This is a genomic window from Chitinophaga dinghuensis, from assembly GCF_003259435.1.
Lineage (GTDB): Bacteria > Bacteroidota > Bacteroidia > Chitinophagales > Chitinophagaceae > Chitinophaga > Chitinophaga dinghuensis.
The window spans coordinates 827,552-840,947 of the sequence record NZ_QLMA01000002.1 but is presented as its reverse complement, the minus strand read 5'-3'; the positions used below and the strand labels follow the sequence as shown (position 1 = coordinate 840,947).

Here is a 13,396-nt window from a genome sequence, read left to right as displayed (position 1 = left end):
ACAATTTATTTTAAACAGTTGCTACCTGCTTGCGATCCATCAACTGATGGGCAATATTTAACAGGTTCGCCTCGTCAAACTTCTTTGTAATGATCTGCACACCAAATGGCATCCCGTTTGAATGCCTACCTATGGGGACGGATATGGCCGGAACCCCTACCAAATTCGCTAATACCGTATAAATGTCGGCTAGGTACATAGCTATAGGGTCATTTGATTTTTCCCCTAATTTAAATGCCGTTGAAGGCACAGTTGGCATTAGTATGGCGTCGTACTGATCTAATATTTGGTTCAATTTATCAGCAACCAAACGTCTAACTTGTTGAGCTTTAGTATAATAGGCGTCATAATAGCCTGAACTTAATACAAAAGACCCCAGTAAGATACGTCTTTTTACCTCCTTACCAAAACCTTCAGATCTACTTTTTTTGTAAAAATCTGTCAGTTCGAGGTTTTCTTGCTGCGTTCTGTGGCCATATTTCACACCATCATAACGCGACAGGTTGCTGGAAGCTTCGGCAGTTGTCAGGACATAATAGGCAGGCACAATGTAATCGATCAAGTCAAATCCACTGCCCTTAACAGTATGGTCCTGGTCTACCAATGATTCAAAGAAATCTATAAAAGCATCCTTCATTTCCGGATCAAGCCCATCATGGTACAACGCATCTCTTAAATACGTAAAATTCCAGGTTTTATTGTGTGCCGGACTTATTTGATAATCAGGAACTTCTTTTTGAGAAGCCGTACTATCGAACTCATCCGGACCGGCTATGATCTGTAGAATCGCTGCCACATCGGCAATATCCTTGCCAAAAACACCTATTTGGTCAAAAGATGACGCGTAGGCGATTAAACCGTATCGGGAGACTCTGCCGTAGGTTGGTTTAAGTCCTACAATCCCACAGAAATCAGCCGGTTGGCGAACGGAACCTCCGGTATCGGAGCCCAGACTAACCTGACAGAGATCTGCCTGCACTGCCACTGCGGAGCCTCCGGAAGAACCGCCTGGTACACGGGAATTATCCAGTGCATTCAGGGTAGGACCGAAAGCAGAGTTTTCATTGGTAGAACCCATGGCAAACTCATCACAGTTCAGATTACCGATAATAATGGCATCTGCCGCCAGCAGTCGTTCCACTGCAGTGGCAGAATATAATGACGTAAACCCTTCCAATATCCTGGAAGCGGCACTTACATTATGGCCTTTGTAGCAAATAACATCCTTAATACCTATTACCACTCCTGCCAGAGACCCTACTTTCTGACCGCTTTTAATGCGTTCATCCAGACGACGGGCTGTCTCCAGCGCTTCTTCTTCATAAACCTCTAAAAAGGCATTCAAGTGTTTTAGCTCCTGTATGCGATCCAGATACGAACGTACCTTTTCCACACAGGTAATGCTGCCGGCGTATAATGCTTTGTGAAAAGACGTTATACTGCTGAATTCAGACAAGGCTAAATCAGTTAAATAATATTATGATTGATAAGCTCGTAACGTGTACAACCCCTTACGCTTGTGCGCCGGTATCGGTTGTAGAGGATTGAGTTGGAGCGGCAGGTTTATCTCTCATGCCTTCCTCAATTTCCTGACGTACATTATTCTTGGCATCATTAAACTCACGGATACCTTTACCCAGGCCACGCATGAGTTCAGGTATTTTCTTACCGCCAAACAGCAGTAACACCACGATAGCAATCAGCAGCAATTCAGAACCGCCAACATCGGACAGGAATAAAAAGGTAGATTTAGCAAATACAGCAGTCATCTTTCTCGATTATTTAATTAAGTCTACAAAGATAAACCAAAAATCCGCTTTTTCACCCCCAGGGTTTGCTTCCCGGGGATATTTAAGAGCATTTTAATGAAATGAAAAAAGCGGAACCGGTAAGGCCCCGCTTATTACTAATTTCCCTGTATTTATACTAAACCCTTTTTTCTTTGATACGGGCTGCTTTACCAGCACGTTCGCGCAGGTAGTACAATCTCGCTCTTCTAACTTTACCCACTTTGTTTAACACGATAGAATCGATGTTAGGGGAGTAAAGTGGAAACAGCCTTTCCACACCGATACCGTCAGAAATTTTTCTAACAGTGAAAGAAGCGGTAAAACCTGTACCCTGGATTTTAACCACATCACCTTTAAAGGACTGAATCCTTTCTTTATTACCTTCCACGATTTTATAATTGACAGTGACGTTGTCGCCTGCTTTAAACTTCGGGTACTGTTTTTTTGCTGTCAGTTGCTCGTGAACAAACGAAATTGCGTTCATCTTTCAAATATTTATGGGAGTGCAAAAGTAAGTCAAGAAATAGCATTTACCAAATTAATGCTGAATAATTTCCGCAAAATGATCAAAATACCTTCTGACTAATATCTAATTACTTAATTTACAACAAATCAGGGCGTCTGGCTTTGGTTCGGTCCAATGCCTGCTGATGACGCCATTCATCAATTTTCCGGTGATCGCCGCTTAAAAGTATATCCGGCACTTTCCATCCGCGGAACTCTACCGGCCTCGTATATACCGGAGGCGCCAGCAGATTGTCCTGGAATGAGTCGAACAAAGCGCTGGTCTCATCATTCAAAACGCCAGGCAGTAATCGCCCGATAGCATCCACCAGTACGGCTGCTCCCAGCTCTCCGCCAGAAAGCACGTAATCCCCGATGGAAATCTCCTTCGTAATGAAATGATCCCGGATTCGCTGGTCTATCCCCTTGTAATGCCCGCAAAGAATGAGCAGATTTCCTTTCATAGACAGCTGGTTGGCCATCCGTTGGTTTAGTGTCTCCCCATCCGGTGTCATATAAATGATTTCATCATACTTCACCTTTGCCTGCAGAGATTCTATACAATTGACGATAGGTTCCAGCATCATCACCATACCCGCTCCGCCGCCAAACTGGTAATCATCCACCTGCTGATGCTTCAGAGAAGAATATTCCCGCAACGGATGCAGATGTACTTCCAGCAGCTCTTTGGCCTGTGCGCGCTTCATAATGCTGTGGGAAAGCGGACTTTCCAGCAGCTCAGGAAGCACCGTTATAATATCAATACGCATAATGCCGGTTTTGTGCCCTTTATCCAGTTGCACCCCTGGTTTAATACTCAACCAGTATATAATTCCACCAAGCCCTCTGGAAGGTCTACATATACTACCTGGTTCTTCTTATCCATTTTTACGAGTGACTGGTCATTGATAGGCAACAGGGCTTCTTTTCCGCTTATTTGCACTTTAACCAATACCTGCATCGGCATTTCAATCACCTCCTCAATCTGGCCTAAAGTACCATGATGGGCATCCTCTACCGTATATCCCAGCAAGGCTAAAGGTGCGGAAGAAGCGGTTTGCTCCTTGAAATCTGCTTCCTGGAGGTATACCTGGCCGGGAAGTAGCTTTTGTGCTGCTTCCTTGCTATCGATGCCATCCAGTTTCAGATAGAGATGATCGGCATTTTTTGCCTTCACCTCTTTAATGAAGTAAGGAATAAAGCTGTTCTTACGCTCTTCCAGGAATACCGCTTCTACCCCTTTGAGGGCGGAACGTTTACCCAGACTATGTTTCACAAGGATTTCCCCCTGTAACCCGTGAGCGGACAACAGTTTACCTATACTGAAGTAATTACTCATAATTGGAAATTAAAAAAGGAAATATTTGCGGGGCAAATATTTCCTTTTCAGGTATTTGTTAAAACGTTGCCGTTTTATGCTTCTGTACCTTCGCCTTCTGCAGTTGGAGCAGCAGGAGTATCTTCTACTTTTCTAACGATAGGAGCAGCAAGTTTAGACTTTCTGTGACCATCGCGGCGAGCAGAAACTTTCTGTTCGTGTTCAGCTTGCCATTGTGCGAACTTTTGGTAAGCAGTAGGTTCGTCGAACAGACCCAGGGTAACACCTCTTAACAGGTGTTTCAAATACAATACACCTTTGAAAGAGAGGATTCTTCTTACAGTATCGGTAGGCTGAGCACCTTTCTGTAACCAACGCAATGCTTTTTCAGTATCGATGTTGATTGAAGCAGGTACAGTCAGTGGATTGTAAGTACCGATTTTCTGGATGAATTTACCATCTCTTGGAGCGCGAGCGTCAGCTACTACGATAAAGTAGAAAGGTCTCTTCTTCGCGCCATGTCTTTGCAGTCTGATTTTTACTGGCATAAATAAGTCGAGTTATTTTTTGCGAGTTAGGAAATATTGTTTAATTAGGGATGCAAATGTAACCTTCTAAGTTGATATTTACAAAAATATTTTTATCCCCAGATTTATCTTTTCATCATTCCTTTCAGTCCTCTTCCACCAGCGCCGAATTTGTTCATCATTTTCATCATCTGACGCATTTGTTCGAACTGTTTCATGAACTGATTCACATCCTGGATATTTTTACCGCTACCGGCTGCAATACGCTTACGGCGGCTGCCATCGATCAGATCTGGATCTCCTCTTTCAGCGGGAGTCATGGAGTTAATCATGGCTTCAATGCCTTTGAAAGCATCATCGCTGATATCGATATCCTTGATCGCCTTACCAACCCCTGGAATCATCCCCATCAGGTCTTTCAGGTTACCCATTTTCTTGATTTGCTGGAGTTGTTCGCGGAAGTCATCGAAATCGAACTGATTCTGGCGAATTTTCTTTTCCAGTTTTTTAGCTTGTTCCTCGTCGAACTGTGCCTGCGCACGTTCTACCAGGGTGGTGATATCACCCATGCCGAGGATACGCTGTGCCATACGTTCAGGGTAGAAAACGTCGAGGGTATCGAGTTTTTCACCCATGCTGACAAACTTAATCGGTTTCTCAACAGTATACTTGATCGTTAAGGCAGCACCACCGCGGGTATCGCCATCCAGCTTGGTCAGTACCACACCGCTGAAGTCCAGGCGCTCATTGAACGCTTTGGCGGTATTCACGGCATCCTGACCGGTCATGGAATCCACTACGAAGAGGATTTCATTTGGTTTTACTGCGGCTTTTACGTTGGCTACCTCGGTCATCATCACTTCATCAATGGCCAGACGACCGGCAGTATCGATGATAATGACGTTATTTCCTTGTGCTTTCGCGTGTTTAACAGCGTTTTCAGCGATCTGAACAGCATTTTTGTTTTCAGGTTCACTGTAGACTTCCACCTCGATCTGTTCTCCCAGCACTTTCAGCTGGTCGATCGCTGCCGGACGGTAAATATCCGCCGCTACCAGGAGAGGTTTTTTACCTTTCTTGGTTTTGAGGTAGTTGGCCAGTTTACCAGAGAAGGTGGTTTTACCAGAACCCTGTAAACCTGCGATCAGAACGACAGTAGGATTATTCTTAATATCAAATTCAGCTTCGGTGCCGCCCATGAGTTCGGCGAGTTCGTCTTTAACGATTTTCACCATCAGCTGTCCTGGAGAGATAGCAGTAATTACTTTTTCTCCCAGTGCTTTATCTTTTACTTTATCGGTAAATTCCTTTGCTATCTTGAAGTTCACATCCGCATCCACCAGTGCACGGCGGATTTCCTTAACTGTGGATGCCACATTTATTTCTGAGATACGGCCTTCACCCTTAAGTTGTTTAAACGCGGAGTCGAGCCGCTCTGAAAGTGATTCAAACATTGTCGGTATTTTAAACGGTTGGCAAATGTAGTAAGTTTCTCGCAAAGGCGCAAAGGAGGTGGAGGGGGATGGAGCGGGTGTTTTTGCTCGCAGAGCAGCAGAGCAGCAAAGCAGCAAAGAAAATACGGATAAAAATTAAAATTATTTATTGATTACTAATCATTTACAAAATAAAATTAACATTATAAATTGATTTCCCTATTATTTTAAAAGCGAGATAATTGCGTTTTCAGGAGTCCAAAATTCAAAATAACCCCATCAAACATCCAAACATCCTATCTCCCTCTCCCCCATCTCCATCTCCCCACCATATCCAACTACTTATTTTTTGCTGCTTTGCTGCTCTGTTGCTCTGCGAGCAAAAAAACTCGCCTTTGCGCCCTTTGCGAGAAAAAACTCGCGAAAAAAAGACCCGTCTGGCAGTAGCCGGACGGGTCTGTAAGAAAAAGTTTATTTGGATCAGCTTCCCAGGTAGTTGCGGAGCAGTTTACTGCGGGAAGTGGTTCTCAGTTTAGTGATGGCTTTATCTTTGATCTGGCGTACGCGTTCGCGGGTCAGGCCAAATTTCTCTCCGATATCTTCGAGCGACATAGGATGTTCCACTGCGATACCGAAATACAGCATGATGACATCTTTTTGTCTGTCGGTCAAAGTAGAGAGGGAGCGTTCAATTTCACGACGCAGGGAGTCGTGGTGATCCAGCTCTTCATCAGCGCTTACAGCGTTTGGATTTTCCAGTACATCGAGGAGGGAGTTATCTTCACCATCGATGAAGGGCGCGTCCATGGATACGTGACGGGCAGCAACGCCGAGAGTGGCTTCTACTTCGTCTGTATTGATTTCCAGGATGGTGGCCAGTTCGTCGGGAGAAGGTTCTCTTTCGAATTCCTGTTCCAGTTGTGAATAGGCTTTGCTGATTTTGTTGCTCAGGCCCACTTTATTGAGGGGCAGACGCACGATTCTGGATTGTTCAGCCAAAGCCTGCAGGATGGATTGACGAATCCACCACACTGCGTAGGAGATGAATTTAAAACCGCGCGTTTCATCAAAACGTTGAGCAGCTTTAATTAACCCCAGGTTGCCCTCATTGATAAGATCACTGAGAGACAGGCCCTGATTCTGATACTGTTTAGCAACGGACACCACAAAACGGAGGTTTGCTTTGGTAAGCTTTTCCAACGCTCTCTGATCACCCTGCTTGATGCGGATAGCAAGATTAACCTCTTCCTCCGGCGTGATTAAATCCACTTTCCCAATCTCCTGCAGATACTTTTCCAGGGATTGTGACTCCCTGTTGGTAATGGATTTAGTGATTTTAAGTTGGCGCATTGACATAGAGTCGGAACAGTTACAGGTTAATAAAAAGTTAAGATTTGATGAATGCCTGACAAAAATAAGTTTTTTTAGATACCACCCAAAAAAATATTGTCGTTTTTAAATCATTTTCAAACAAAATCGATTGACGTTTAAGTGCTTGCAAATTTTCGAAAAATTTCGCACAGTATGGCCCTTGGCGAATATACATCCATATATCAAAAAATGATATTATTATAAATAATAATAAATAGATTTTATTTAACGTGACTAAACTTTTCTGGGAATAGTTAAAAAAAAACCGTAAATTATTTTGACAGAATAAATAATTTTCTATAATTGCAACCTGATGATATTGATTTACTAATAATTTGAGAGATGTCAAAGAAAGTGCTATACGAGCTGGAATTCCCGGTTAGATGCTCACCCGGTATATTGTACGAATTTCTATCTACGCCGGCTGGCTTACAGGAATGGTTCGCAGATAAAGTTGACTTCCGTGATAACGTTTTTTCATTCTCCTGGAACGGCACTGAAGAAGAAGCAGAAGTGCTGGAGCAAGAAGAGGATGAATTTATCCGCCTCCACTGGAAACATGCCCCGAAAGAAGAATATTTCGAATTCCGTATCCAGATTTCTGAAGTAACCAATGAAACTATTCTTGTAGTAAAAGATTTCGCGGAGAAAAAAGAGATCAAGGACCAGAGTCAATTGTGGGAATATCAAGTGAAAGATTTATTCCACAGAATAGGAAACTGATCAGCCTTTGTTGTCAAGTAATGCAAGGAGGGCTGCATACGCTGCCACTACTTCGTCTTTTACTTCACCCCATTGCGCCAGCGAATACGGCTTCGCTATCTTAAGGAAATCATGACGATCTGTAACCAACCTCCAGTCTGCTAAACTAATATTCCCGATGGGTTTATAATTCCCGCCTTCGAAATCATGTTCCCAGGGGTCATCTCCCAGGTAAACCTGAAAACCATTGCCGGCCAGTACTGACTGGTTGTCTGCAATCGTATCCAGAAAGCGTTCCTTTACCTTTCCTGCCAAATGAAGGGTACTAACGAAGTAATGCCCCCACCAGAACATGGTCCGGAAAGCAAAAACGTCTTTGCCCGAAAAATATCTCGGGAAATCCAGCATTACCCAGGGTAACTGCCGGTATTGTTCTCCTTTTGATATTTTGGCCGATTGCCGCAGCCATTCCGGCTCAAACGCAAAGGCATGGTGAGCCTGTGTCTCCCCTAATCCCCTATGTATCGCTCCCATTAACTCCACTACCTTTTCCATTACCCGGTTTTTGAGTAATAGCAGGTCGGCACTCATGGCCACCTCGGCCTCTGCTGCGGTTAATTCAAAATTTTCCATATAATTTAACGCGATTTTCAGGTGCAATTATCGCTCCTTTGTGAATTCGTACTAACTTTACGGTTTAATATAGCATTATCAGTGAAAAAACTCGACAAACTCATTATAAAAACATTTCTGGGACCTTTCATTGCCACTTTCTTTGTGACGTTGTTTGTACTGATTATGCAATTCCTCTGGAAGTACATTGATGACCTGGTGGGAAAAGGCCTCGATACTACTGTTATCATTCAGCTGATTGGCTATACCAGTGCTACCCTCGTACCGTTGGCACTTCCACTGGCCGTTCTGCTCTCTTCCATCATGACCTTCGGGAACCTGGGAGAAAGTTTTGAGCTGGTAGCCCTGAAATCTTCCGGTATTTCCCTGCTGCGCTTCATGCGCCCGCTGCTAATGATCGCCATTCTGGTGGCGTATGGCGCATTCCTGTTTGCCAACTATGTCATTCCCGTTGCCAATCTGCAGGCAAAATCCCTCCTTTGGGATATCACCAATGCAAGACCCGCCTTCAACATTAAAGCAGGCATTTTCTATAAAGATATTCCTGGATATACGATCAAAGTAGCCCAGAAAGACAAGGATAACCAAACAATCCACCAGGTATTGATTTTTGATCATACCACCGGTGGTAACGGAGATAAAATCATTGCTGCGGAAAAAGGTCAGATGGTATTAACCGCAGATAAACGCTTTCTCTATTTCATCCTGGAAAACGGATGGAGATATGAAGAACGTGGTAATCGTGGATTTACCGTACCACAGGACATGGTCCGACTGGGTTTCAAAAAGTACAGTAAAGCCTTTGACCTGAAAGCGTTTGCTTTTAACAGGCTCAATATGGATCTGTTCGCTTCCAACCAGCAAATGTTGAATATCCGCCAGCTGGATATTGCGATCGACTCTATCCAAAAATTGGAAAACGGTTATGGTAAAGCTATTAACTCCTATGTGACCAGTCGATATACTTTCTTTAAGTGGAAAGATTCAGCCTGGGCAGCTTCTGCTCCGCCGTTGAAAGTGAAGGATTTTGAAGACACGATCCCATTGGATCAGCGTCGGAATATCCTGGAAAGAGCAGAACAAACCACCCGGGATGCGCTCAGCTCCCTGGAAACGCCGGCAAAAGGCTATGAAGATCAACATGGTTCTATACTCATGTTCAAGGTGGAATGGCAGCGTAAGTTTACGCTGGCGGCAGCCTGTATTGTAATGTTCCTGATTGGAGCTCCACTGGGCTCTATTATCAGAAAAGGTGGATTGGGTACGCCACTGGTATTTGCGGTTATTTTCTTCGTAATTTTCAACGTATTCTTTATGATTGGAGAGAAAATGGCCAGAAGTGGCGTAATGCAGACCTGGTCAGGTATGTGGCTCTCTAATATTGTCTTGTTGCCAATCGCGGCTTTTTTAATCTATAAAGCCATGAATGATTCGCAGCTTTTCAATAAAGAATTCTATTTTCGCATTATTCAAAAAGTGAAAAAGTTCTTACAAAGATTTAAGAAGCAACCTACAAATTAAAACCTACAGAATTGAAAACGCTGTTAACACTGTTCAGAAAGAATGCCTACTTCTTTCTGCCATTCGTACTATGGGTTGTCATAGGCGGAATTTTACTCGCCAGCTACAGCCAACGTGAATTATTCCTCAGTATTAACGGGGTACATTCTAAATGGGCGGATTTGCTGGTAACAGGGCTTACCTATTTGGGTGATGGAATCATGTTTAGCGTGATTTTGATCCTGATGTTGGTAATGCAAAGATTCAGACTCTTTTTCATGGGTCTGGCGTCTTTCCTGCTGGCTGTACTTATTGTACAGGTAGCCAAACATTATTTCAGTGCGCCACGCCCCATTCTCTATTTCGGAGAAGAGGCCAGCACGCTGGTACACACCGTAAAATGGGTGACTGTGCACAGTAGTAACAGTTTCCCATCCGGCCATTCTGCCGGTGCATTTGGCATGTTCTGTTTCCTTGCACTCATTTCTCCGGAAAAGAGGTGGGGTTTCGGTTTCATTCTGCTTGCCCTGGTAGCAGCCTATACAAGAATCTACCTCGCGCAACATTTCTTTGCAGATGTTTACGTGGGTAGCATAGTTGGTACACTTAGCAGTGTTACCGTTTACAGCCTTTTCCGGTTAAGAAATAATACAGTAGCACCGGAACTCTGTCCGGAAGCTGTGCTAAATGCCAACGCACCTGCTTAGAAAAATTTAGTTTTTTATAATGAAATACCTGTTGATTGCTCTGTTTGCAGCTTTGCTGTTTATTCCTTTCCTGGGCGCGGTTCACTTGTTTGACTGGGATGAAATAAACTTCGCAGAGGCTGCACGGGAGATGATTGTAACGCACAACTTTAGTCAAGTACAGATTGATTTTCGTCCCTTCTGGGAAAAGCCACCTTTGTTTATTTGGATGCAGGTAGGTAGTATGATGATCTTCGGCGTGAATGATTTCGCAGCCCGTTTTCCCAATGCTATCGTAGGAATTGCCACCCTGTTGTCTCTCTATACCATCGGTAAAAAACATGGCGATGCTAAACTGGGCCTCTGGTGGGTACTCGTTTACGCAGGTTCCTGGCTGCCACACTTTTACTTTAAGTCTGGTATCATTGATCCAACGTTCAACCTGTTTATATTCCTGGCTATTTACTTTGCCTATCGCATAGCGCATTCGGACAAACCTTTCCGTATGGCTTCTCTCAGCGGTTTCATGCTGGGGCTGGCGGTACTTACAAAAGGACCGGTAGCTATTCTGGTAGCTATCCTCTGCCTGGTAGTTTATTGGCTGGTAAACAAGGGACGTATTGCTATCAAGCTCTGGCACATTGGTATGATTGCCTTGCTGGCTTGTTTTACCACACTGTTGTGGTTTGGCTATGAAATCCTGGCGCATGGATGGTGGTTTGTCAATGAATTTGTGAAATACCAAATTCGACTGTTGACTACGGAAGATGCCGGTCACGGCGGACCGTTTTTCTACCACTGGATAGTATTGCTGGTAGGCTGTTTCCCGGCAAGCGTTTTCTTGTTCACTTACTTACAGCGAGGCAAGAAAACATCCATTTACAACAGCGCTACCGCTCCTGCTCCTGAACTGAAAGATTTCAGAAAGTGGATGTGGGTATTATTCTGGGTAGTACTGATCCTTTTCTCGATTGTAAAAACCAAGATAGTTCACTATTCATCTCTCTGTTATTTCCCACTCTCCTTCCTGGCAGCAGTACAGGTTTACAAAGTGGCAGAAGGTAAAATCCGCTTCCGTGGGTGGAACCTGGCCATACTGGTATTCATTGGAGTTGTGTTGGGTATAGCCATTGGCGCTTTGCCACTGGTAGGCGTATATAAGGATCAGCTGATTCCTTATATCGGGGATAAATTTGCAGTGGCCAATCTGCAGGCAGATGTTCCCTGGTCGCTGGCAGAATGCGGCTACGGTATCGGCTATATGATAATGGTTATTATCAGTAGCATTTTGCTCGCAAGAAAGAAGATGCAGGAAGGCTTGATTACATTATTCGTTAGCACTATCCTCGCCATCCAGGTAACCGTAGTACATTTCGTACCGAAAGTAGAGGCTTATTCTCAGCGTGCGGCTATCGAGTTCTTCGAATCTTTCCAGGGTAAGGATGTGTATGTAAAAGCATTGAGCTATCATAGTTATGCACAGCATTATTATAGTCGCGAAATGCCGCACAGTAATCCGAACTATTACAATACAGAATGGTTGCTGAATGGCGCCATCGATAAGCCTGCTTACTTTATTTGCAGGATAACAGATGCGGAGCCTTATTTACAGCATCCGAACTTAGAGAAGATTGGTGAGAAGAACGGTTTTGTATTCTTCAAAAGAAAATAAACGATAAAAAGCGAAGGGGTTCCGAATCGGAACCCCTTCGCTTTTTATCGTAATACTACAACAGACTATGCCATTGCTGCGTTAAATCTCTTCTCCACTTCATTCCAGTTAATCACGTTCCAGAAAGCATTGATATAATCCGGACGTTTGTTCTGGTACTTCAGGTAATAAGCGTGTTCCCACACATCCAGGGCCAGGATAGGCGCGCCTGTTTCTTTCACAAGGTTCACCATCAGCGGGTTATCCTGGTTAGGCGTATTGAGGATCGCCAGTTTTTTTCCAGGCGTAACAATCAGCCAGGCCCAACCTGAACCAAATACTGTTTTCGCAGCATCATTGAATTTCTGCTGGAAGGCATCCCACGAACCGAAGTTAGCGGTGATAGCCGCTTTCAGTTTTTCCGAAGGAGTAGTTTTAGCAGGACTCAGCAGGGTCCAGAAGAGGGAGTGATTGTAATGGCCTCCGGCGTTATTGCGTATAGCCTTCTCAGTAGGAGCAGCGGTTACTTTTTTCAGAATCTGTTCCAGGGTCAGGGACGCAAATGGCGTATTAGGGAGGGCATCGTTCAAATTCTTCACATAAGCGGCGTGGTGCTTGTCGTGATGGATTTCCATGGTCATTTTGTCGATATTAGGCTCCAGCGCATCATAGCCGTAAGGCAGTGGGGGTAAAACGAAAGGAGCTTTAGGATCGGCGAAATTGGTTTTCACGGTGGCTGACGGTGCAGCCAGGCTGGCAAGCGGTCCGCTTAAAACAGCGGCCCCGGCGAGGCCGGTAAGCTTGATAAATTCTCTTTTGTTCATATGAAAAGATTGAATTTGTTTGTGACTGAGCAGATACAAATCTACTGGTTAGCAGGTTAAATATTTTATCAAATTTTGCACCAGATGATTACAATTCTAAATTCCTTAAACTATTTAAAGTCCTCTATCCTATTGAGAACCAGTACAACAGGTGATTATACCCCTTGCTTTCCGGAAAAATACGGGTTGACTTTATGGATAATTCTGGAAATAATACTATTTTACCATTACCTTCATGTGAAGATGAATCTATTTTAATTTTTTACAAATAATGATACTATTTATCCCAGGTGCTGCTAACTGTGGAGATAGAAATGTCACCCTTGCTACTATGGCCAACGTAAAAAATATTGAGCATACCCAATGCTGGATTGTTCCGTTGTTAGTAAGACCGTATCTGAGTTGAGAACTGAAATATGAAAACTATTCCGGTATCGTTCCGTTAGCAGCAGAACCA

At 43.9% G+C, this 13,396-nt stretch carries 15 protein-coding genes; 5 read left to right on the top strand and 10 right to left on the bottom strand.

Features of this window, described 5'->3' with window-relative positions; translation table 11 throughout:
- Window positions 1-10: 10 nt before the first annotated feature.
- The 8 genes from gatA to CLV59_RS08830 form a co-directional block, all read right to left on the bottom strand.
- Window positions 11-1,456, bottom strand: coding sequence for an Asp-tRNA(Asn)/Glu-tRNA(Gln) amidotransferase subunit GatA (gene gatA / locus CLV59_RS08865; RefSeq protein ID WP_111591640.1), 1,446 nt, complete (start codon window positions 1,454-1,456; stop codon window positions 11-13).
- A 55-nt stretch (window positions 1,457-1,511) separates the two neighbouring features.
- Window positions 1,512-1,769 carry a Sec-independent protein translocase subunit TatA/TatB gene (locus CLV59_RS08860; RefSeq protein WP_111591639.1) on the bottom strand — a complete coding sequence of 86 codons (258 nt, stop codon included), beginning with the start codon at window positions 1,767-1,769 and terminating at the stop codon, window positions 1,512-1,514.
- A 157-nt stretch (window positions 1,770-1,926) separates the two neighbouring features.
- The gene (gene rplS, locus CLV59_RS08855) at window positions 1,927-2,274 is read right to left on the bottom strand and encodes a 50S ribosomal protein L19 (RefSeq protein WP_111591638.1); all 348 of its coding nucleotides are present in this window, start codon (window positions 2,272-2,274) and stop codon (window positions 1,927-1,929) included.
- 118 nt (window positions 2,275-2,392) lie between these two features.
- Window positions 2,393-3,064, bottom strand: a complete 672-nt coding sequence (gene trmD / locus CLV59_RS08850) for a tRNA (guanosine(37)-N1)-methyltransferase TrmD (RefSeq protein WP_111591712.1) — start codon at window positions 3,062-3,064, stop codon at window positions 2,393-2,395.
- A gap of 47 nt (window positions 3,065-3,111) precedes the next feature.
- On the bottom strand, window positions 3,112-3,633 hold the full coding sequence (gene rimM / locus CLV59_RS08845) for a ribosome maturation factor RimM (protein WP_111591637.1): 522 nt from the start codon (window positions 3,631-3,633) through the stop codon (window positions 3,112-3,114).
- A 74-nt stretch (window positions 3,634-3,707) separates the two neighbouring features.
- Window positions 3,708-4,160, bottom strand: coding sequence for a 30S ribosomal protein S16 (gene rpsP, locus CLV59_RS29425; RefSeq protein WP_111591636.1), 453 nt, complete (start codon window positions 4,158-4,160; stop codon window positions 3,708-3,710).
- Window positions 4,161-4,264: 104 nt separating this feature from the next.
- Window positions 4,265-5,593, bottom strand: a complete 1,329-nt coding sequence (ffh, locus tag CLV59_RS08835; RefSeq protein ID WP_111591635.1) for a signal recognition particle protein — start codon at window positions 5,591-5,593, stop codon at window positions 4,265-4,267.
- 459 nt (window positions 5,594-6,052) lie between these two features.
- On the bottom strand, window positions 6,053-6,922 hold the full coding sequence (locus tag CLV59_RS08830) for a sigma-70 family RNA polymerase sigma factor (RefSeq protein WP_073083942.1): 870 nt from the start codon (window positions 6,920-6,922) through the stop codon (window positions 6,053-6,055).
- A 363-nt stretch (window positions 6,923-7,285) separates the two neighbouring features.
- Between CLV59_RS08830 and CLV59_RS08825 the strand changes: the two genes are divergently transcribed.
- The gene (locus tag CLV59_RS08825; protein WP_111591634.1) at window positions 7,286-7,666 is read left to right on the top strand and encodes an START-like domain-containing protein; all 381 of its coding nucleotides are present in this window, start codon (window positions 7,286-7,288) and stop codon (window positions 7,664-7,666) included.
- On the opposite strand, the gene CLV59_RS08820 is transcribed toward CLV59_RS08825, so the two are convergent.
- Window positions 7,667-8,278 carry a hypothetical protein gene (locus tag CLV59_RS08820; protein WP_111591633.1) on the bottom strand — a complete coding sequence of 204 codons (612 nt, stop codon included), beginning with the start codon at window positions 8,276-8,278 and terminating at the stop codon, window positions 7,667-7,669.
- An 81-nt stretch (window positions 8,279-8,359) separates the two neighbouring features.
- Here CLV59_RS08820 and CLV59_RS08815 point away from each other — a divergent pair, with 81 nt between their 5' ends.
- The 3 genes from CLV59_RS08815 to CLV59_RS08805 are packed head-to-tail and all read left to right on the top strand — an operon-like array spanning window position 8,360 to window position 12,136.
- Window positions 8,360-9,799 carry an LptF/LptG family permease gene (locus CLV59_RS08815; protein WP_111591632.1) on the top strand — a complete coding sequence of 480 codons (1,440 nt, stop codon included), beginning with the start codon at window positions 8,360-8,362 and terminating at the stop codon, window positions 9,797-9,799.
- Window positions 9,800-9,810: 11 nt separating this feature from the next.
- Window positions 9,811-10,485 (top strand): phosphatase PAP2 family protein, encoded by a 675-nt coding sequence (locus CLV59_RS08810; RefSeq protein WP_111591631.1) that lies wholly within the window; start codon window positions 9,811-9,813, stop codon window positions 10,483-10,485.
- A gap of 19 nt (window positions 10,486-10,504) precedes the next feature.
- A complete protein-coding gene (locus tag CLV59_RS08805) occupies window positions 10,505-12,136 on the top strand; it encodes an ArnT family glycosyltransferase (protein ID WP_111591630.1) in 1,632 nt (543 codons plus the stop codon).
- 65 nt (window positions 12,137-12,201) lie between these two features.
- Here CLV59_RS08805 and CLV59_RS08800 read toward each other — a convergent pair whose 3' ends face one another.
- Window positions 12,202-12,939, bottom strand: coding sequence for a superoxide dismutase (locus tag CLV59_RS08800; protein ID WP_111591711.1), 738 nt, complete (start codon window positions 12,937-12,939; stop codon window positions 12,202-12,204).
- Window positions 12,940-13,210: 271 nt separating this feature from the next.
- On the opposite strand from CLV59_RS08800, the gene CLV59_RS29295 reads away from it, so the two are divergent.
- Complete coding sequence (locus tag CLV59_RS29295; protein ID WP_262511896.1) at window positions 13,211-13,345, top strand: hypothetical protein; 135 nt, start codon at window positions 13,211-13,213, stop codon at window positions 13,343-13,345.
- The last annotated feature ends 51 nt before the right edge of the window (window positions 13,346-13,396 follow it).